21 protein-coding genes are annotated in these 19,947 nt (G+C 68.4%); 8 read left to right on the top strand and 13 right to left on the bottom strand.

The features are described from left to right. Positions 1 to 7: 7 nt before the first annotated feature. From ACCO44_RS13490 to ACCO44_RS13500, 3 genes are all read right to left on the bottom strand, one after another. Positions 8 to 514 carry an RNA polymerase sigma factor gene (locus tag ACCO44_RS13490; protein ID WP_372466908.1) on the bottom strand — a complete coding sequence of 169 codons (507 nt, stop codon included), beginning with the start codon at positions 512 to 514 and terminating at the stop codon, positions 8 to 10. Then, complete coding sequence (locus ACCO44_RS13495; protein WP_372466910.1) at positions 511 to 1,146, bottom strand: hypothetical protein; 636 nt, start codon at positions 1,144 to 1,146, stop codon at positions 511 to 513. The genes ACCO44_RS13490 and ACCO44_RS13495 overlap by 4 nt, the downstream gene beginning before the upstream one ends. A 65-nt stretch (positions 1,147 to 1,211) precedes the next feature. Next, positions 1,212 to 1,799, bottom strand: coding sequence for a TetR/AcrR family transcriptional regulator (locus ACCO44_RS13500; RefSeq protein WP_262000867.1), 588 nt, complete (start codon positions 1,797 to 1,799; stop codon positions 1,212 to 1,214). 95 nt (positions 1,800 to 1,894) lie between these two features. Here ACCO44_RS13500 and lipB point away from each other — a divergent pair, with 95 nt between their 5' ends. Together lipB and lipA are read left to right on the top strand one after the other, a co-directional pair. After that, on the top strand, positions 1,895 to 2,548 hold the full coding sequence (lipB, locus tag ACCO44_RS13505; RefSeq protein WP_372466912.1) for a lipoyl(octanoyl) transferase LipB: 654 nt from the start codon (positions 1,895 to 1,897) through the stop codon (positions 2,546 to 2,548). Continuing rightward, positions 2,545 to 3,534: a lipoyl synthase gene (gene lipA / locus ACCO44_RS13510; RefSeq protein ID WP_105709850.1), complete on the top strand. Its 990-nt coding sequence runs from the start codon at positions 2,545 to 2,547 to the stop codon at positions 3,532 to 3,534. The genes lipB and lipA overlap by 4 nt, the downstream gene beginning before the upstream one ends. Before the next feature lie 36 nt (positions 3,535 to 3,570). Here lipA and ACCO44_RS13515 read toward each other — a convergent pair whose 3' ends face one another. From ACCO44_RS13515 to smc, 3 genes are read right to left on the bottom strand one after another with little or no spacing between them, the layout of a single operon-like run. Further along, a complete protein-coding gene (locus tag ACCO44_RS13515; RefSeq protein ID WP_372466914.1) occupies positions 3,571 to 4,071 on the bottom strand; it encodes a DUF2004 domain-containing protein in 501 nt (166 codons plus the stop codon). A 44-nt stretch (positions 4,072 to 4,115) separates the two neighbouring features. After that, positions 4,116 to 4,988: a signal recognition particle-docking protein FtsY gene (ftsY, locus tag ACCO44_RS13520; RefSeq protein ID WP_372466916.1), complete on the bottom strand. Its 873-nt coding sequence runs from the start codon at positions 4,986 to 4,988 to the stop codon at positions 4,116 to 4,118. Between the two features lie 54 nt (positions 4,989 to 5,042). Continuing rightward, positions 5,043 to 8,588: a chromosome segregation protein SMC gene (gene smc, locus ACCO44_RS13525; protein WP_372466919.1), complete on the bottom strand. Its 3,546-nt coding sequence runs from the start codon at positions 8,586 to 8,588 to the stop codon at positions 5,043 to 5,045. A gap of 533 nt (positions 8,589 to 9,121) precedes the next feature. Here smc and ACCO44_RS13530 point away from each other — a divergent pair. From ACCO44_RS13530 to ACCO44_RS13545, 4 genes are all read left to right on the top strand, one after another. After that, a complete protein-coding gene (locus ACCO44_RS13530) occupies positions 9,122 to 9,403 on the top strand; it encodes a hypothetical protein (protein WP_029263529.1) in 282 nt (93 codons plus the stop codon). Positions 9,404 to 9,466: 63 nt separating this feature from the next. Continuing rightward, positions 9,467 to 10,546: a GNAT family N-acetyltransferase gene (locus ACCO44_RS13535; protein ID WP_372466921.1), complete on the top strand. Its 1,080-nt coding sequence runs from the start codon at positions 9,467 to 9,469 to the stop codon at positions 10,544 to 10,546. Between the two features lie 101 nt (positions 10,547 to 10,647). Continuing rightward, positions 10,648 to 11,343, top strand: a complete 696-nt coding sequence (locus tag ACCO44_RS13540; protein WP_372466923.1) for an ABC transporter ATP-binding protein — start codon at positions 10,648 to 10,650, stop codon at positions 11,341 to 11,343. Beyond that, complete coding sequence (locus ACCO44_RS13545; RefSeq protein ID WP_372466925.1) at positions 11,340 to 12,662, top strand: FtsX-like permease family protein; 1,323 nt, start codon at positions 11,340 to 11,342, stop codon at positions 12,660 to 12,662. Before ACCO44_RS13540 ends, ACCO44_RS13545 begins: the two co-directional genes overlap by 4 nt. A gap of 39 nt (positions 12,663 to 12,701) precedes the next feature. Here ACCO44_RS13545 and mutM read toward each other — a convergent pair whose 3' ends face one another. The 6 genes from mutM to ACCO44_RS13575 all read right to left on the bottom strand — a co-directional run bounded on the left by mutM (position 12,702) and on the right by ACCO44_RS13575 (position 17,790). After that, positions 12,702 to 13,565, bottom strand: a complete 864-nt coding sequence (gene mutM / locus ACCO44_RS13550; protein ID WP_372466926.1) for a bifunctional DNA-formamidopyrimidine glycosylase/DNA-(apurinic or apyrimidinic site) lyase — start codon at positions 13,563 to 13,565, stop codon at positions 12,702 to 12,704. Next, positions 13,558 to 14,250: a ribonuclease III gene (gene rnc, locus ACCO44_RS13555; protein ID WP_262000859.1), complete on the bottom strand. Its 693-nt coding sequence runs from the start codon at positions 14,248 to 14,250 to the stop codon at positions 13,558 to 13,560. The genes mutM and rnc overlap by 8 nt, the downstream gene beginning before the upstream one ends. Before the next feature lie 10 nt (positions 14,251 to 14,260). After that, entirely contained in the window at positions 14,261 to 14,470 is a 210-nt protein-coding gene (gene rpmF, locus ACCO44_RS13560) for a 50S ribosomal protein L32 (protein ID WP_017830754.1), read from the bottom strand. Between the two features lie 2 nt (positions 14,471 to 14,472). Further along, positions 14,473 to 15,021: a DUF177 domain-containing protein gene (locus ACCO44_RS13565; protein ID WP_372469409.1), complete on the bottom strand. Its 549-nt coding sequence runs from the start codon at positions 15,019 to 15,021 to the stop codon at positions 14,473 to 14,475. A gap of 69 nt (positions 15,022 to 15,090) precedes the next feature. Beyond that, on the bottom strand, positions 15,091 to 15,588 hold the full coding sequence (coaD, locus tag ACCO44_RS13570; RefSeq protein ID WP_029263537.1) for a pantetheine-phosphate adenylyltransferase: 498 nt from the start codon (positions 15,586 to 15,588) through the stop codon (positions 15,091 to 15,093). A gap of 27 nt (positions 15,589 to 15,615) precedes the next feature. Next, positions 15,616 to 17,790, bottom strand: coding sequence for an ATP-dependent DNA helicase RecG (locus ACCO44_RS13575; RefSeq protein WP_372466929.1), 2,175 nt, complete (start codon positions 17,788 to 17,790; stop codon positions 15,616 to 15,618). A 61-nt stretch (positions 17,791 to 17,851) separates the two neighbouring features. Here ACCO44_RS13575 and rsmD point away from each other — a divergent pair, with 61 nt between their 5' ends. Next, positions 17,852 to 18,466 (top strand): 16S rRNA (guanine(966)-N(2))-methyltransferase RsmD, encoded by a 615-nt coding sequence (gene rsmD / locus ACCO44_RS13580; RefSeq protein WP_372466930.1) that lies wholly within the window; start codon positions 17,852 to 17,854, stop codon positions 18,464 to 18,466. Here rsmD and thiL read toward each other — a convergent pair. Further along, positions 18,436 to 19,431, bottom strand: a complete 996-nt coding sequence (thiL, locus tag ACCO44_RS13585; RefSeq protein WP_372466931.1) for a thiamine-phosphate kinase — start codon at positions 19,429 to 19,431, stop codon at positions 18,436 to 18,438. The genes rsmD and thiL overlap by 31 nt on opposite strands. Positions 19,432 to 19,454: 23 nt before the next feature. On the opposite strand from thiL, the gene ACCO44_RS13590 reads away from it, so the two are divergent. Continuing rightward, the gene (locus ACCO44_RS13590) at positions 19,455 to 19,940 is read left to right on the top strand and encodes a DUF3515 domain-containing protein (RefSeq protein ID WP_262000855.1); all 486 of its coding nucleotides are present in this window, start codon (positions 19,455 to 19,457) and stop codon (positions 19,938 to 19,940) included. Positions 19,941 to 19,947: the final 7 nt, after the last annotated feature.

Consider the following 19,947-nt stretch of genomic DNA (forward strand, 5'->3'; position numbering starts at 1 on the left):
GTCGATTCTACGCGAGTGGAGCCTCCACGCTCAGCGCGGCGCGGAGCTCGACCTTCGCCCTCTGGTAGCGCCCCCGCACCGTCGACGCGGGAACCCCCAGCAGTTCGGCCGCGTCGGTCAGGGAGAAACCGTCCCAGTGCACCAGACGGACGAGTTCGGCGAGGTCCGGGTCGAGACGCGAGATCGCATCGCGTACCTCTGCGCCCGCGTCGGCAGGGGCCGTCGAAAGCTCCTGCGAGACGTGAGAACGAATGCGGTCCGCCAGCGCCCAGCGCCGCCGCTCCCCGCGCGAATGATTGAGCAGCGTTCCGCGTGCAACGCCAAACAACCACATCCGTGCACGCTCGGGATCGTCAGGCAGTCGACGAACGCGGCGCCACGCGACGACCATGGTCTCGCTCAGGAGATCTGCAGCGTCGTCGGGGCCGACTCGACGCGAGAGGTATGCGAGTAGATCCGACGCGCTCGCCTCAAAAGCCGCGAGGAGCAACGCATCCTCCGGGTGCCGACTCACGGAGTGCCACCCTCGCCGCCCCAGTCCTCGTCTTCGCAGTGCAGCTGGCTGTGCGCGTCGGAGCCCTCCAGGTCGCCGCGTCCAGTGTCGAAGCCGTTGGCCTTCAGCTCCTCGTACAGCGCCATGGAGAGGGCCTGATCGTGCGCTCGCCACGCGTTCAGGTCAGGCTGCCGCGGATCCGTGGCTGTCTCCTCCGACGCAGCCAGATCAGCCTCGACGGCAGCGAGCTGCTCCGCCACATACGGTTCTGCGGCCACTTCGACATCCGTGTTCGCGAACCACTCGTCGATGATCCGATCGACCTGTCCCTGCGTCAGCGGGTCGTGCGTATCCCAGCCGCTGTAACGGATCTCACACTCACCCCAGGTGGGCGACGTGTAGGAGTAGCTGCGGTCGGGGTTCTCCAGCCCCGGGATCCAGAGCCAATCCGACGACGCGGTCGCGATGCCGGCACCGCCGACGAGAAGAAGCCCCAGCGCTCCGCTCAGCACCACGGTGCGACGCTTCTTCCGTGGCGGCTGCACGACGGTCTTCGCCGCGGCGAGCATCGCGCGCAGTTCCGCCGACTCGATCGTCACGCGCGGCGGCGGTGCCGACGCGTCCAGCAGTTCGTCCAACTGGTCTCGAATCATGAGTTCCTCCTCAGGGGTGGGTTCACTCATGACCTGTCCGGTTCACCACGTTTCGTCCGCGGCGATCATTCTTTCCAGGGGAGGTCGTTGATCACGCCGAGCGCCTCGTGCAACACGGCCTCCGGCGTTCCTCGCCCCGCCCCCTGCTCAGCCCAGACGCGCAGCGCCGAGAGCACGGCAGCGGCGTAGGCTGCTCCGACGATGTCGGCACGGATGACGTCGATACCGGCACTCCGCGCCGCGACAGCAACAGCATCGGAAAGCCGTGCCAGACGGAGGCCCGTGTCCCTCACGAGCTCATCCTGCAATCCCATCGCCGCGGCGTTGCGGAGCGCGAGGGCGAGCGGATCCGGCTCGAAACCGTGCACGACGAGGAGCAGGATCCGGCGCACCGCATCTCCGGATGCCCCGCTCCCCAGCCCGCCGAGTGACCGGATCGCTTCGCCGATGCGCTCGTCCATGCCCGACCACAGCACGTCGCTCTTCGATGTGAAGTAGTTGAAGAAGCTCGATCTGCTCACGCCGGCTCGCTGGGTGATGTCCGCCACCGACGTCGCGTCGTACCCACGCTCCAGGAAGAGCTCGCAGGCCGCCTCCGCGAGAGTCTCTCGCGAAGACGCCTTCGGGCGCCCTGCTCGGCCGGTGGAACTCATGCCCTCACGCTACCGCGACGCGAAGCGCCGGCACCCGGCAACCACAGGAGGAGTATTGTTGCCCTCAGTCCAATTAACCAGAGAAGGAGAGCGTGATGCTCGAGATCCTCACTCCGGGGTTCGCTCCGACGCCTGTGCCGTACATCGAAGGGTGGGAGTTGCAGAGACGTGTCCATGCCGACGTGGTCGCGGGCCTCCGCCCGGACACGCTGATCCTCCTCGAACACGAGGCCGTCTACACGGCGGGGAAGCGCACCGAGCCGCACGAGCGTCCGCAAGACGGCACCCCGGTGATCGATGTCGACCGCGGGGGCAAGATCACCTGGCACGGCCCGGGGCAGCTGGTGGGGTATCCGATCGTGCGGCTGATCGAGCCCATCGACGTCGTCGCGCATGTGCGTCGTCTGGAGCGCCTCCTCATCGAAGTCCTGAAACCGTTCGGGATCGACGGCTATCAGGTCGACGGTCGAAGCGGAGTGTGGGTGCGACGCCCGCTCTCCGAGGACAAGGTCGCTGCGATCGGCGTGCGGGTGCAGCAGGGGGTGACGATGCACGGCTTCGCGATCAACTGCGACAACACGCTCGCCGGATTCCAGGGCATCGTCCCGTGCGGCATCACAGACGCCGGCGTCACGACCGCGAGCGAGGTCGTCGGCGCCGCCGTCTCCCCGCTCGATCTCGTCGAAGCGGTGACCCAGGCCTTCGTCACCGAATACGGTCGCACCGAACTGACAGGAGTCCCCGCATGACCGCCGCCCCCGATGGCCGCAAGCTCCTCCGTCTCGAGATCCGGAACGCGGAGACGCCGATCGAGCGCAAGCCGGAGTGGATCAAGACCAAGGCGAAGATGGGCCCGGAGTACACGGCACTCCATTCCCTCGTCAAGAGCGAGGACCTGCACACGGTGTGCCAGGAGGCGGGCTGTCCGAACATCTACGAGTGCTGGGAGGATCGCGAGGCGACGTTCCTCATCGGCGGCTCCCAGTGCACCCGTCGATGCGACTTCTGCCAGATCGACACGGGAAAGCCCGATGCGTACGACACCGACGAGCCCCGGCGCGTCGCCGAGAGCGTGGCACGGATGAACCTCCGCTACGCCACGGTGACGAGCGTCGCCCGCGACGATCTGCCCGACACCGGCGCGTGGCTCAACGCGGAGACCGTACGGAAGATCCATGAGCTCAACCCGAACACCGGAGTCGAGCTGCTCGCGAACGAGCACAACGCCGACCCGGCCTTCCTGGGCCAGATCTTCGACGCCCGGCCCGAGGTGTTCGCCCATAACGTAGAGACGGTGCCCCGCATCTTCAAGCGCATCCGCCCCGCGTTCCGCTATGAGCGCTCGCTGAACGTCCTCACCCAGGCACGCGATGCCGGCCTGATCACGAAGTCGAACCTGATCCTCGGCATGGGCGAGGAGCCGGAAGAGGTCGTGCAAGCCCTGAACGACCTGCACGAGGCCGGCTGCGACATCATCACGATCACGCAGTACCTCCGGCCCACGCCCCGTCACCTGCCGGTCGCGCGATGGGTGAAGCCGGCGGAATTCGTCGAGTTCAAGGAAGAGGCCGAGCGGATCGGCTTCCTGGGCGTGCTCGCAGGTCCCCTGGTGCGGTCATCGTACCGTGCGGGACGTCTGTGGGCGCAGTCGATGGTGTCCAAGGGACGCGATATCCCCGACCACCTGTCGCACATCGCCGAGAGCGCCGACCTCGGTTTCGCGCAGGCCGTCTGAACGACCGCCGCCCCGGGTATATGCCCGGGCGGTGGTTCAGTCGGCGCTCATCACCGACTGCACTGTGCCGTCCGAGCCGAGATTCACGAGCAGGACGTCGTCGGATGAGCTGTCGTCCAGGGCGTACTCGAGGACGGCGAAGGGCTCCGAACCGCCGTGCTCGTCGGCGAGGATGGTCATGCTCATCAGGCGCAGCGACCGGATGATGTCCACGGCCGCATCCCCTGACACGTCGACGAGGACCTCGGGGAGATCGTCGCCGTAGGCCTCCTGCTGCTGGAGGATGTACTCGGTCACCTCGCTGGTACGGTCATCGACCTCGGAGAGCATCCCGCGCCGCGCGGTGCCGTCGACGTTCTCAAGTCCGGCGATGAGACCCGCGGCGATGTCCAGCGCGTCCGCGGACACGTCGTCCTGGTCCGGAGCGGTCAGATCGACGGTGACGCTCTGGTCTCCGAGTTCGACGGTCTCCGACCAGAAGATCGAGCCGTCGGGGCCCGAGGACAGGAGTCCGAAGTAGTCGTGTTCGATCGCCATAACGCTATGAAACCAGCCTCGTGCTCACTGCGGTAGTCCCGTCATCAACCGACCAATGACTGGACGAACACATGGGGGGTGAATCCGGTGAGATCGTCGATCCCCTCGCCCTGTCCGAGCAGCTTCACGGGGATGCCGGTGCGCTCTTGCACCGCAAGCACGAACCCGCCCTTCGCGGAACCGTCGAGCTTGGTCAGGACGAGCCCCGTGACGCCCGCGTGCTCCAGGAAAGCCTCGGCCTGCATCACGCCGTTCTGGCCCGTCGTGGCATCGAGGACCAGCAGCACCTCGCTGATGGGCGCCTGCTTCTCGATGACACGGCGCACCTTGGTGAGCTCATCCATGAGCCCGCCCTTGGTGTGCAGGCGGCCGGCGGTGTCGATGATCGCGATCTCGATCCCTTCCCGCTTGGCGTACTCGACCGTCTGGAAGGCAACGGAAGCGGGGTCCTGGCCCTCCTGCTGCGGACGGACGATCGCCGCTCCCCCGCGCTGGGCCCAGGTGGCGAGCTGGTCGACGGCCGCAGCACGGAACGTGTCGGCTGCACCGACGACGACACTGCGCTGATAGCCGCGGAGGAACTTGGTGAACTTGCCGATGGTCGTCGTCTTGCCGACGCCGTTGACGCCGACGACCAGCACGACCGCCGGACGCTCGGTGAGCTTGAGTGTCGTGTCGAACTTCGCGAAGTGCTCTTCGAGGGTCTCGCGCAGCATGCGCTGGAGGTCCCGAGGATCGGTCGTGCGGTACTTGTCGACCTTGGCACGCAGCTCCTCGACGACGCGTTCGCTGATGTCAGGCCCGAAGTCGGCCGTGATCAGCGCCGTCTCGAGGTCCTCCCACGTCGTCTGGTCGATGGTGGGCTTGACGAACATGCCGCGCAGTGCGCGACCGAGAGACCAGGACTTCTCCGCCATCCCTCCAGCCTACGGGTAGCGCGGGCCGGACCACGCCGTCCCGAGCAGAGCAGGTCACACCGCGGCTGCGGCCCGGTCCCCCACGCGCTGACCGACGACCGCCGACACGCCGTCCTGGCGCATCGAGACTCCGTAAAGGGCGTCGGCGATCTCCATCGTGCGCTTCTGGTGCGTGATGATCAACAGCTGGGAGCTCTCTCGCAGCTGCTCGAACACCGTGAGCAGGCGCCCCAGGTTCGCATCATCGAGCGCCGCCTCGACCTCGTCGAGAATGTAGAACGGGCTCGGCCGCGCCTTGAAGATCGCCACGAGCAGGGCGACCGCGGCCAGCGAACGCTCACCGCCGGAGAGCAGCGAGAGTCGCTCGATCTTCTTCCCGACCGGACGCACCGACACCTCGATGCCGGTGGTCAGCATGTTCTCCGGGTCGGTGAGGGAGATGCTCCCCGTGCCACCGGGAAACAGCAGCGGGAAGACCTGACCGAACGCCTCCTTCGTGTCCTCGAAGGCGCTCGCGAAGATGGTCTGCATGCGCTCGTCGAGGTCGGCGATGATCGTCAGGAGGTCCTGACGCGTCTGCGTGAGATCGGCCAGCTGCTCGGTGAGGAAGGCATGGCGCTGCTCCAGCGCGGCGAACTCCTCGAGCGCCAGCGGATTGACGCGTCCGAGCTGCGCAAGCTTCCGCTCGGCATCGGCCAGACGGCGCTGCTGGATGCGGCGGTCGAAGGGGATCGCCGTGTCGTCGAGTAGCTCGTCTGCGGGGTGCTCGACTCCCGGGTCGCGCGGTACGAGCTGATCAGGGCCATATTCCGCGACGAGAATATCTTCGTCGAGGGCCAGCTCAGACGAGACCCGCTCGAGCAGGCTGTTGAGATGGAGTTTCTTCTCGTGGATCTGCAACTCGAGACCGTGCACGCTCTCGGTCAGACCCGCGAGGCGCTCCCGCAGCGACGTCTCCTGGGCGCGGAGCCCGACGAGCTCCTCGTTCTGCGCCGAACGCGCGGCCTCCGCCTCGGCCAGGGCCAGGCGCGCCTCGGTGACCGAGCGGTCGAGGGAGTCGAGGATCCGCGGCAGCTCCTCCGCGACGCCCGAAGCCGCTTCGCGCTGGGCACGACGGATCACCGCACGCCGCGCCGCTTCGGCCGCGGCATCGCGCTCCTGCTCGCGCTGCCGCTCGAGACTCGTCACCCGCGCCTGGGCCGCGCGCACGCGTTCCCGCAGCGTCTCGATCTCCAGCCGCGCTCGCACCTCGCCCTCACGGGCCATCTCGAGCGTCTCGAGCAGCCCGTCTCGCGCGGAGGCGTCGAGGACCGGACGCGGAGCCGCGATCGCCTCGTCCAGCGCAGCTTTGGCGGCTTCCGCTTTCGCCTCCGCATCGGACACGGCGGCCTGCGCTTGGGCCAGGCCGGTTTCGAGTCGCTCGCATTCGGCGACCGCGGATTCGTGGCGGACGGTGACCCGGTTCACCTGCTCGGCGTGGGTGGCGAGGGCTGCATCATGCTCGCGCAGTGCACGGAGTGCGTCCTTCGCCTGGCGTCTGGTCGTCTCGACTGCTTCGTTCGCGTCCTCCCGCGCCTCGCGGAGCGAGTCCACCACGATCTGAATCTCCGCCAGTCGCTCGGCGGCGGCATCCCGCTCCGCCGCGAGCTCCAGTCGCGATCGTTCGCCACCGGACCCGGTGCGTAGCGTCTGGGCGGTGATCACGTCGCCCCCGACGGTCACGATCGTCGTCGAAGTGTCCCCGGCTCCGTCGAGCGCCGTGCGCGCGACACGGGCGGCGCCCAGATCGTCTGCGATCAGAACGTGCGACAGGATGCCCAGCACACCGTCGGGTGCCGTCACAGTCTCGACCGCGGGTGTGACGCCCTCGATCGGGGCGGCGACGGGCTCTGGACGAAGCGCGTCGGCGACGACGAAGTCGACGACTCCCCTGCGGTTCTCGGCAGCTTCTGCCGCCTGGGCGAAAGCGTCGGCCGCAGTGTCGATGAGAACGCCTTCTGTGAGCGGACCGAGGACCGCGGCGATCGCCGCTTCGAAGCCGGCACGGACCTGCACGGCGTCTCCGACGAGTCCGCGAATGCCCTTTCCGCCGGCTTTGACGATCTCGGCGGCGCCGCCCGACAGGGCCAGAGCACTACTCAGGGCCGCGGCCTTCGCGGTCAGGGAGTCGACCTCACGCTCGGCCGCATGCAGTCGCTCACGCAGAGTCTCCCGCTCGGCCTCCGCGGCTGTCGCCGCCCGCTGCGCGCTCTCGTATGCGGCCGCATGTTCGACGGCGGTGCCCTCGGGCGCTTCGGCATCGTCGATCGCCTCGAGCGCCTCGGCAGCCTCCCGCCTGCGCGTGTTCGCCGCCTCGAGCGCGTTCTCCTGACGAAGCACCGCGCCTCGCACGGCGGCGAGAGCCGAGGCCGCAGCGTCAGCGGTACCGCGCAGCGCCGAGAGGCGCATGTCGTATTCCGACACCAGCGCACTCTGCTCGGCGATGTCCACATCGAGCGTGTCGAGCTCAGCCCTGGCGTGCACGACGTCACGGCTCGCCGACGCCGCCGCATCCTGCGCGTCGCCGAGACCGGCCGAGATCACGTCGATCTCGTCCTTCGCCTCATCGATAGTGGCCTGGGTCACGGTGACGGCGGTGACGGCAGCGTCGTCATCTTCGGATCCGAGCAGCGCCAGGCGTTGGTTCGCGAGCGTGTAGAGTCCGCGCATCCGCTCCTGCACCTGCTCCAGACCGAAGGCCACGCTCCGGGCCTGATCGACGGCGACCGAGTTCTGATCCTGTTCGAGCCGAGCGATACTCGCTCGCACCGTTTCGGCCTGGTCTGACAGGACCAGCCGCTCGGTGTGGCGTTCGTGCTCGGTACGCGTGTGGTCGGCGAGAGCCGTACGCAGCGCGACGACGTCGTCCGCGAAGATCCGGGCCTTCGCATCACGCACGACGGCAGCGATCGTCTGCGCCTCGCGCGCGATCTCCGCCTGGCGCCCGAGCGGCTTGAGCTGACGGCGGATCTCCCCCGCCAGGTCGCTGAGACGGGTGAGGTTCGCCTCCATCGCATCGAGCTTGCGGAGGGTCTTCTCCTTGCGGCGGCGATGCTTGAGGATTCCCGCCGCCTCTTCGATGAAGCCCCGCCGGTCCTCGGGAGAAGCCTGCAGTACCGTGTCGAGGCGCCCCTGCCCGACGATCACGTGCATTTCGCGGCCCAGTCCGGAGTCGCTGAGAAGCTCCTGCACATCGAGGAGCCGGCATCCTTCGCCGTTGATCGCGTACTCGCTCGACCCGTTGCGGAACAGCGTGCGGCTGATCGTGACCTCGGCGAACTCGATCGGGAGGGCACCGTCGGCGTTGTCGATCGTGAGCTGCACCTCAGCGCGCCCGAGCGGGCCCCGCGTCGAGGTGCCCGCGAAGATGACGTCCTCCATCTTCCCGCCGCGGAGCGTCTTCGCGCCCTGCTCCCCCATCACCCAGGCAAGGGCGTCGACGACGTTCGACTTGCCCGACCCGTTGGGGCCGACGATGCAGGTCACGCCGGGCTCGAAGACGAAGCTCGTCGGCTGCGCGAACGACTTGAACCCTTTGAGCGTCAGGCTCTTCAGATGCATGCGGGCACCGCTCGTCCGGGGAGAATCACGCCGCTACGCTACCGGAATCACGGGCTTCAGCCGTCATCCCGCGCGGGCGTTCGTCGAACCGATACCGCTCGACGACACGCCGTAAGATACGGAAACGCTTGACGCTGCCCGCTCGTGTTCGCTACCATTTCCTCCGGATCGCCACACGAAAGGAGGTTACCGATGATGATGATTCAGCTCAACGCACAGGCCACTGGCCATGCCGCGCCCGCGCACTCTGCGCTGCGCCCTGCGTTCTCGGTGACCGCCGGCGTCCGCATCAGCGCGCTCTCGTAGCAGCGCACCCCGAGAATCACGGCCCGTAGTGGGCCTCCTCTCTCCGGTCGGTGCATCCGCGCCCCACCCTCTGTTCCGCAACCGGAACATGGATCTCGCCGCCTTCGGCTCCCACGCTCCGTGGTCCGAGGAGCCGCCGTCGTCCGCGCCTCTGGCGGCCATGCTCGCCATCGAGGTGCGACGTCTCCTGCACACGCACGCCCACTTCCCTTTCGAAGGACTCTCTCGTGAATACCACGTTGCGCCGCAACATCACCCACCCGCCCGATACCGAGGACCGCGAGGTCTTCCAGATCCCCCGCGACGATGAGCTCCGCCGTTTGGCGCTCACGGATCGCCTCTCTCTCCGGATCGGCCTCTGGCTGCTCCAACGGTCTCAGCGCCCGCGTCGGCAACGCCGCGCCGTCCACATCGAGTCGGCGGAGCTGCTGATCTCCGAGCAACGTCGCCGCGCCGAACATGAGCTGGGCGTCCTCACGGCCTTCGCCCTGCAGCGCGGTATCCGCTGATTCCGTCGCCCGAGGGACGCCGAGTCCCACATCCCTCTTGAACCCACACAGTAAGGACCTGACATGACCATCGCTGAACCGACGATCACGCCGTTGATCGTCCCGACCTCGATCGATGACGACACGGCGGCGGAGTTCCGGGCGTACGGCGAACTCAACCGCCAGATCTGCGACGAGCAGGTCGGACTTCCGGGCCTCGCCCTGGAGGCGGCGCAGGTTCTGCCCGGCTGGCAGGACGACACCGACTCGCTGGACCGCGGCTTCGTCGCCCGTGTCGACGGTGAGATCGTCGGCATGGTGACGATCTCCTTCGCGCAGGAGGAGGAGGCGAACGCCGGCGAGATCGACATGCTCGTGCCGGAGGCGCACTGGGGTCATGGCATCGAGAACGCGCTGCTCGCGCGCGCCGAGGAGGAGGCCAGGTCGCGCGGTCGCACCGTTCTGCAGCTGTGGAGCCTGCACCGGCCGGAAAAGACCGAGCGCATGCTCGTGCCGAGGACCGGGTGGGGCCGCGTGCCGGCCACGCCCCTGAGCGATCTGGCCGAATCCGCCGGATACACGCTCGAGCAGGTCGAGCGGAACAGCGAGTTCGATCTGCGCTCCGACCCGGCGCTCCTGCGCACGGCGCTGGCGGAGGCGAACGCTCATGCCGGTTCGGAGTACCGGATCGTGGAGTGGATGCTGCCGACGCCGCCGGAACTGCGCGCGGCATACGCCGGCATCCTCGCACGCCTGTCGACAGACGCCCCGAGCGGGGAGATGGACTTCGTCGCCGAGGTGTGGGACGCCGATCGTGTCGCACGGCGGGATGGGCGAATCGCCGACTCCGGACGTGTCGTCTCGGTCGCCGCCGTGCAGCACGTCCCCACCGGCGACATCGTCGCCTACAACGAGCTGCTGATCGGGACCGATCACACGGGCGTCACCCATCAGTACGGCACCCTGGTGTCGAAGGACCACCGCGGTCATCGGCTCGGGACGATCGTGAAGTGCGCGAACCTGCTGCGGTGGCAGGCACTGATGCCGGAGTCGCCCGTCGTCTCCACGTTCAACGCGGAGGAGAACCGCCCGATGCTCAGCATCAACGAGAAGATCGGCTTCCGGCCGGTATCGTATGCCGGCGGGTGGCAGAAGAAGCTCTGAGGCACGTGCGGGCCCGATCTCATTCTCCGGGATGAGGTCGGGCCCGCTCCGTCATCCGCCGGATCGACGACATCGGGTGTTCTGCTGACGAGAGTGGAAACATGAACATCCCCGTGATCGAAGCCCATGCCCTGACCAAGACCTTCGGGATGACACGCGCCCTCGCCGGAGTCGATCTCGCGATCCATCGCGGTGAGTCCGTCGCGATCATGGGCGCCTCAGGTTCCGGCAAGACGACCCTGCTGCATGTACTGGCCGGAATCACCACGCCGGATGCGGGCAGCGTTGTCTTCCGGCCGACTGAAGGCGTTCCCATCGAGGTCACCGCGCTCGGTGAATCCGCGCGGTCGCGACTGCGCCGCGAGAGGTTCGGCTTCGTCTTCCAGCAGGGGCTGCTCATCCCGGAGCTGACGGCAGTGGAGAACGTCGCGCTGGCGTCGATGATCAACGGCATCCGACGTCAGGATGCCATCCAGCATGCGGCGTCGTGGCTCGCCGCCCTCGGTCTCGCGGGCATGGAGGATCGCCGGATCGGCGAGCTCTCCGGCGGTCAGGCCCAGCGCGTCGCCATCGCGCGTGCGCAGGCCACGGGCGCGGAGCTCGTCTTCGCCGACGAGCCGACCGGTGCTCTCGACTCGCACACGTCGTCCGAGGTCATGGATGCCCTGCTGTGGTCGACCACCGCCCAGGGCCGGACCCTCGTCGTGGTCACCCATGACCCCGAGGTGGCCAGTCGCTGCACCCGCACGGTCGCCGTCCGCGACGGACGAATCGTCTCTTCGGCGGTGGCCGCGTGAACCGGCACGTCCTCGCTCTGCTGCTGCGCCCCGCACCAGAGCAGAACAGCGTGCTCGCCCTTCCCGTCGTGGCGTTCGGCGTGGTGACCACACTGGTGCTGACCGTGATCGGAGGCGCCCAGTCATTCTGGGGCTGGACGGACCCTGAGGCCCCCATCTATCAGGCGCTCGCCGCCATCGCGCTCGTCCTCCTGGTCGTCCCGCTGATGTCGCTCGGCGGGGCAGCGGCGCGGCTCTCCGCCCGTCGCCGGGACGAGCGCCTCTCGACCCTGCGGCTGCTCGGGGTCTCCCCTGCCGGCGTCACGGTCGCGACCGTCGCCGAATCCGTTCTCGTCGCCGCGGCCGGAGCACTCGCCGGTGTCGTCGGGCACGTCGCGCTGAGTCCGCTCATCGGCCTGATCCCGTTCCGCGGCGAAGCTCTCGGGTTCGGTGCGGTCGTGCTACCTCCGGCCCAGATCGCCGTGGTGCTCGCTGGCGTGCTCGTCCTCGCTTCGGCGAGTGCGGTCGTCGGGCTCCGTCGCGTGGTGATCTCGCCCCTCGGGGTCCGCACCCGTGCCACGACAACCAACGTGCACTGGATCCGCGCGTTGATCGCCGCGGGCACAATCGCGATCGCAGTCGTGCTCATCAAAGTCTTCCCGTCCATCGGCGGGCTGGTCACCACCATCGTCGTGCTGGCCGGACTGTTCGGTGCCGCGCTCGCGGTGCTCAACGTCGTGGGCCCGTGGGTCCTCAAGGTGTCGGCATCGCGACAGCTTCGCCGGGCCGAACAGCCGGAGCGGCTGCTCGCCGCGCGCGTGGTCCTGGATTCTCCCAAAGCCGCGTGGCGGCAGGTCGGTGGCATCGCGATGGCGAGCTTCATGGCCGTCTTCGCCGGAACGGGCGTGGCGCTGATGAACGTGATGACCGGATCGGAGGCGGCCGAGGCCGACATCGCCCTGGCCACCGATATCCGCACCGGTCTCGTCATCACCCTGATCGGGTCGTTCCTCATGGTGGCGGCGTCCGTCGGCGTGAACCAGGCGTCCGACGTGCTCGACCAGCGCGAGCTGCACCGCAGCCTCCATCACCTGGGCATGCCGCTGGAGACCGTGGACCGTGCCCGGAGACGTGCGATCATGTCCCCGCTGCTGATCACGGCGATCGGCTCGGCTCTGGTCGCGGCCGTCCTCGTGATCCCGCTGCTCGGCATCGCACTCATCACGGCGCCGCTCTCGCTCCTCACGATCGCGGCGGTGGTCGGTGTGGGGATCGGGATCGTCTGGGCGACCACGTGGGCCACGCGTCCGCTGCTGCGGGGAGCGTTCCAGACCGCATGACCGGCCGCGACGCCGCCAACCTGCTCGTTCCGGTGCAGGTCAGCGGCGTCGCTGGCAGGACGGGCAGAAGTGCGAGCCCCTGTTCATGAAGCTCTCCCGTACGATCGCCGTTCCGCAGCGCGGACACGGCTTGCCCTGCCGGCCGTATGCGTTGAGAGAGTGGGCGAAGTAGCCCGCCTGACCGTTGACGTTGACGTACTGCGCGTCGAAGCTCGTTCCGCCCTCCGCCAGGGCCTTCGCGAGCACGAGCCGCACTTCCACCAGCAGTCGGCGCACAGCCTGCGTGGACAGGTGGTCGGCAGGTGTCTCCGGATGGATGCGCGCAGCCCAGAGAGACTCATCAGCGTAGATGTTGCCGATCCCGCTCACGACGCCCTGGTCGAGGAGAACACGCTTGATCGCGCTTCCCCGCCGTGCGAGCGCGACACGGAAGGCGCGATCATCGAAGGAGGGATCGAGAGGATCGCGCGCGATGTGCGAGACCTGCGTGGGGATCCGCGATCCGTCGTCATCGAGCAGCGCATCGACGGCGAGCGAGCCGAACGTCCGCTGATCCGCGAACACGATCGCGAGCTCGCCGTGCAGGGGATGCTCGATGCCGATGCGGATCCGTTCATGACGTTCCGCGTCGGCATTCGGCGTCCGCAGCAGCATCTGACCACTCATACCGAGGTGCGCGATCAGGGCGGAATCCTCGTCGTCGAGAGGGAGCCAGAGGAACTTGCCCCGGCGGGATGCGGCAGTGAAGGTTCGGCCTTCGAGCCTGCCGACGAAATCCGCGGCCCCGGCGACATGCCGCGTGAGCGCACGCTCGTCGAACACGCTCACCGATGTGATGACCGATCCGACCGCAGCCGGTTCGAGACCGGCGCGGACGACTTCGACCTCGGGAAGCTCAGGCACGCTCGCTGAGCGTGCGCCAGGCGCTGAGGGCCGCCGCCATCTCTGCGGTCTTCTTGCTGCTGCCGTGGCCGATCATGCTGACGTCGCCGACCGATACCGTGGCGGTGAAGCGGCGGTCGTGATCCGGGCCGCTCGCCTCGACCGAATACTGCGGCGGCGTCGCGCCGACACGGGCAGCGAGCTCCTGCAGACTGGTCTTCGGGTCCATCGCCGCGCCGTAGCGCTCCGGATCCGCGAGCAGAGGCTCCGTCAGACGAAGCACGAGCGCTGTGGCGGCCTCAGGACCCGCCGACAGGTACGTGGCACCGATCACGGCTTCCATCGTGTCCGCCAGGATCGAGTCCTTGTCTCGACCACCGGTCTGCTCCTCACCGCGCCCCAGCAGCAGATGGCTGCCGAGGTCGATGCCGCGAGCCACTTCCGCAAGAGCGACAGTGGACACGACGCTCGCACGCCGCTTCGCCAGCTCGCCCTCGTCGAGGTCGGGGTGCGTGGTGAAGAGCATCACGGTCACGGCCTGACCCAAGACCGAATCACCGAGGAACTCCAGGCGCTCGTTGTGCGGGATCCCGCCGTGCTCATACGCGTAAGAGCGGTGAGTGAGGGCCAACTCCAGAAGCTCCGCGTCGATATCGACGCGGAGCTTATCTGGGAGAGGCCTCGTCCCCCCGGGGACCTCCGTCACGGTACGCGACTCAGACGTCGGCGACCTTGCGGCCCTTGTACTCGAGGAAGAGCTCGGTGCCCTGGGAGTCGGTGACGACCTTGGCCTGGTGAGGACGGCTGTAGACGACCTGACCGTTCTCGATGGTCTTCACGAGGGCGACGGGAGCCGCCTTCCACTGCGCGCGACGCGAGCGGGTGTTCGAACGGGAAACCTTGCGCTTCGGGGGGTTACCAGCCATGACTAGCTCTCTTCTTTCTCGGCGGCACGAGATTCTTCCGTGCCGTCTTGGTCTGTGATGTTCTGGAGCGCACTCCACCGAGGATCGATGGGAGCCACCTGCTCCGTTCCGGTGCTCACGGCCAGTCGTTCACCCGTTTTCGGGTCGAGACCCGGGCAATCCGGCTGACACACCGGCTGAAAAGGAAGCGACAATACGGCCGCATCCCTGACGAGAGTTTCAAGATCCACGTGGTCGTCTTGAACCTCGAAGTCAGTTTCTTCCTCACCAGGATACGCGAAAAGCTCCTGGAACTCGACTTCGACGAGCCGGGCGATGTCGATCAGGCATCTGCCGCACACGCCGACGTACTCCGCGTCGGCCGTTCCGGAGACCAGAATGCCCTCGTGGACCGACTCCAGACGCACATCGAGATCGATGTCCGAGCCCGCTTCGAAGGTGACGATGCCCTCCCCCCAGGTCTCTTTGAGAGCCACGGTGAACTCGTGTTCCCGCATCTCTCCCGGACGTCGGACGATGTCACGGACGGGGAGCACGAAAGGGCCGTTCATTCGAGAGCGCACGGTTCCATGCTACTCGGCTGCACCTGCGGCCGGGCTGACCGTCGCCCCGAGGAGGACTCAGATCCCGCGTCCACCGGTGTCGAGGAAGTCTGCCACCGCAGGCGGAACGAACGGTGTCACGTCGCCGCCGAGCGAGGCGACCTGACGTACCAGCGAGCTCGAGACCATCGCGTGCGACGGATCCGGCAGGAGGAACACGGTCTCGATGTCGGCGAGGTGGCGGTTGACGATCGCCATCGGCGACTCGTAGGCGACGTCGATCTGCGAGCGGATGCCCTTCACGAGGACCCCGGCGCCGACATCGCGGGCATAGTCCACGAGCAGTCCCATGCTCCACGAGCCGATCACGATGTTGCCCGGCATGCCGTCTTCGGCGATCGAACGCTCGAGGAGGGAGAGCCGCTGTGCGATCGGGAGCATCGCCTCCTTACCGGGGTTGTGCACCACCAGCACGTGCAGCTCGTCATAGAGGGCTGCTGCCCGGCGGATCACGTCGAGATGACCCAGGGTCGGCGGATCGAAGGAACCCGGGACGACGGCGATCCGGCTGCTCATGCCACCAGCCTAGGGCAGGAACCGAACTCAGTTCTTCGCGAGCGCCGCCCGATCTTCGTCGGTCACCCGCCGTGCGATCGCCTCGCGAAGACCCGGGTGCTGCTGGAGCGTCGGGTCGTCGGTGAGGATCGTCTCGGCCACCTCGCGGGCACGCGTGATGAGGGCTGCATCCTTGACGACACGCAGCAGCTTGAGCGACGAGCGGACGCCGGCCTGTGCGGCACCGAGCACATCGCCCTCACCCCGCAGTTCGAGATCGACCTCGGCGAGGGCGAATCCGTCGAGCGTCGCTGCCACAGCGTCGACACGGTCCCGAGCGAGGGAGCCGGACTCCGCCTCGGTGACCAGGAGGCAGAGTCCGGGAACGCCACCCCGGCCCACGCGTCCGCGCAGTTGGTGCAGCTGGGAGACACCGAAGCGATCGGCGTCGAGCACGATCATCGTGGAGGCGTTGGGGACGTCCACGCCGACCTCGATCACGGTGGTGGCCAGCAGCAGATCGATCTCGCCGCGGGCGAAGGCCTGCATGACGGCATCCTTCTCGTCCGACGGCATCCGACCATGCAGTACGGCGCGACGGATCCCACCGAGAGTGGGATGGGTCGCGAGAGCCTCGTCGAGCTGCACCACGCCCCACCGGGGACCGGACGCACCCTCGGGGACCAACGCGGAGGGCTCAGCCGCTTCTGCGGTCTTCTTCGTCGTGTCGATCGCGGCGCAGACCGCGAACACCTGCCGACCCTGGGCGATCTCCTCTGCGGCGCGCTCCCAGACGCGGTTGAACCATCCGGGGTGCTCGGCCAACGGCGCGACGAACGACTCGATGCCCGCACGTCCGGCCGGCATCGTGCGGATGACGGACGTGTCGAGGTCGCCGAACACGGTCATCGCCACCGTTCGCGGGATGGGCGTCGCCGTGAGCACCAGCGCGTGCGGGCTCGATCCCTTCGCGCGGAGCGCCTCCCGCTGTTCGACCCCGAAGCGGTGCTGCTCGTCGACCACGACGAGACCGAGGTCGGCGAAGGTCGTCTTCTCGCCCAGCAGCGCATGCGTGCCGACGACGATGAGCGCCTGACCCGAGGCGACGCGGAGCGCAGCCTTGCGTCGCTCCGCGGCCGGAAGCTGGCCGGTGAGCAGCGTCGGCATCAGCAGCGGGGCGAGATCGGGACCGAGCATCTTCGCGATCGAGCGCAGATGCTGGCCGGCCAGCACCTCTGTCGGAGCGATCAGCGCCGCCTGCCCGCCACTCTCGGCCACCTGCAGCATCGCTCGTAGCGCCACCAGCGTCTTGCCGGAACCGACCTCCCCCTGGACGAGCCGGTTCATCGGCCACGATCCGACGAGGTCTGCGGCGATCTGCGCCCCGACCGTCTCCTGATCCGGAGTGAGCGTGTACGGCATCGCCGCGTCGAACCGCTCGAGGAGGCCTCCCGGTCCAGCCGGCCGCGAGGTGGCGGAGAGGGCGCGCACCGCATCCCGCTGCTGTAGCAGCGCGGTCTGCAGCGTGAGCGCCTCATGCATCCGGAGGGTGCGAACGGCCGGATCGATGTCGTTGCGCGTGCGTGGGCGATGGATCCGCTCCAGCGCCTCGTCGGCCGTGAGCAGTTCCTCGCGCTCCCTGATCTCGGCCGTCAGCGGGTCGGGCACCTCGACGAGGTCGTCCAGCACCCGTCCGATGAGGCGGGCGATCTGCCACGTCTGGATCGCCGAGGTCGCCGGGTAGATCGGGATCGGAACCGCCGCACGCGCATCCGCGCTGCGCCGGGCGGAATCCTCATCGTCGAACAGCTCGTACTCGGGATGCGCGAACTGCGTGACGCCGTTGAACTCCCCCACCTTGCCGGAGAAGACTCCGCGGCGGCCGACCGCGAGGTCTTTGGAACGCCACTCCGCCGCACCGACGTTCTTCGCGAAGAACGTGAGGGACATCCGTCCGATTCCATCGCCGATGACCACGTCGACCATCGCGCCCGGCCGATTGCGCATCCGTCGGAAGCTCGAGGACAGGACCTCGGCGACGATGGTCACAGTCTCGCCGAGGGGGAGGTCGCGGATCGGTGTCAGTTCGCCCGGATCGGCGTAGCGACGCGGATAGTGCGAGAGCAGGTCGCCCGCGTTCTGCATGCCGAAAGCTCGTCCGAGCGTCTTGGCAGACGCCGCACCGAGCGCATCCTCCAACGAGGAATCGAGCGTGAGCGACATGCTCCGAGTCTAGGGAACGCGACCGACACCGCCGGCACCCGGGCTGTCGTATCGTGAAGAGGTGACGAGGATCATCGCAGGCGCCGCCAGAGGCGCACGCCTGGAAGTGCCGGGTGTCGGCACGCGACCGACCAGCGACCGGGTGCGGGAATCACTCTTCGGCGCGCTGGAGGCGCTGAGCGCCATCGACGGCGCGCGTGTCCTCGACCTGTATGCCGGTTCCGGCGCCCTGGGCCTCGAGGCGCTGAGCAGGGGCGCCGCCAGCGCGGATCTCGTCGAGCGTGGCCGGCAGGCGGCAGCCATCGTCCGCCGCAACGCCGCCGTCGTCGCCAAGGCCGCAGGCCGGTCGGCCGGTCGGGTGCACGAGGGCGCGGTCCATACTTACCTGCAGCGCGCGGCCGGGCCCTTCGACCTGGTCTTCACCGACCCGCCCTACGATCTCGACGATGCGGCCATGACAGCCGACCTCGTCGCCCTCGCCCCACTGCTCTCTCCGGACGCGGTCGTCGTCGTCGAACGAGCGCGCCGCGCGACTCCTCCCAACTTCGGTGCCGCCGGTCTGGAGCTGTTCCGCGAGAAGTCCTACGGTGACACGACGCTCTGGTGGGCGGAGCCGGCGGCCGACGAGGGTTCGTCAGCGGACGATCAGCCCGAGACCGAATCCCAGTCCCGATAGGGATCCCATCCGCTGATGTCGACCGGAAGGCCGTCGCACAGCAGATCCTCGTCTGCGCTCGGGATGACCCGTCCGATCACGCGGAACCCCGGCGGGAGCACGCCTTCGGGGAAAGTGGCGAGCAGCGCGTGGTCCTCTCCCCCGGCGATCGCACGCTCCGGATCAGTGCCCAGCGCCGCGCGGTCGAGAGCGATGGTGACCCCGGACGCGGCCGCCATCCGGCGGGCATCGAGAGCGAGCCCGTCGGAGATGTCCATCATCGCGGTCGCACCGGCCGTCGCCGCCACCGCGCCGAGACCGATCGGGGGCGACGGGCGCAGCTGGGCGGCCAGCGCAGCGGACTCGCCGGCCGCCAGCTTCGCGACGTCGACCGGTACGGGCGCATCGCCGTCACGGAAACGTCCGAACAGCACGGCGAGTCCGTGTGCAGCGTTGCCCAGCTCACCGGCGACCGCGACGACGTCCCCTGGACGAGCGCCGTCGCGGGTGACCGGAGCCCGACCCTCGAGATCTCCGAGCGCCGTCACCGCGATGGTCAGCACATCCGACACCGTGAGGTCACCACCCACCACCGCGCAGCCCGGCGCCAATGCGGCACATGCCTCGCGGAAGCCGTCAGCGAGACGCTCGACGAAGGAGAGACGCAGATCCCGGGGAACAGCCAGTGCGACGAGAAGAGCCGTCGGACGCGCCCCCATCGCCGCGACGTCCGCGAGGTTCACGGCCGCGGCCTTCCAACCGAGGTCGTAACCGCTGGACCACGCGAGACGGAAGTCCGGCCCGTGCACGAGCGTGTCGGTCGTCGCCACCACGCTGCCCGATGGCGTCGCGATCACGGCGGCATCATCCCCCGGCCCGACGAGGGTATGCGCGGCCGGCGCGGTGCGGGTGAGGATCGCCTGCAGGATGCGTCCTTCGGAGACATCGCCCAGGCGCGGATCATCGGCTTCGGGTCGGGAGGGCATGCTGTCAAAGGTAGCCTGGAAGCATGCTCCGTTCCCGTCGCCTCGCTGCCCTCGCAGGCGCGGCGATCCTCTCCGCCGTCCTCGCCGGATGCTCCACGACCGTGCACCTCGAACCGGCCGACGATGCGAACGATCCGGCGTGCGCCTCGGTCTCGGTGCTGCTGCCGGACAGCGTCGCCGGGTTCGACCGGGTGTGGACGGATGCCCAGGCCACCGGCGCGTGGGGAGAGCCCACCACGGTCGCGCTGCGCTGCGGTGTCGAGCCGCCGGCCCCCTCCGCACTCGTCTGCACCACGCTCGGCGGCGTCGACTGGCTGGTCCTCGAGCAGGAGGAGGAGCGGCAGCGCCTCGTCACCTACGGGCGCGACCCCGCGGTCGAGGTCAACATCCGTCGCGGCGAGCAGATCGACTTCCAATCCATCGTGGACTCGATCTCCACGAGCATCCAGTCAGGACTGGCGCCGGCGACGGCGAAGTGCACCGACCGCGTCGAGTTCCCCGCGAGCTGACCGCAGG

This window comes from Microbacterium maritypicum (assembly GCF_041529975.1).
Classification (GTDB): domain Bacteria; phylum Actinomycetota; class Actinomycetes; order Actinomycetales; family Microbacteriaceae; genus Microbacterium.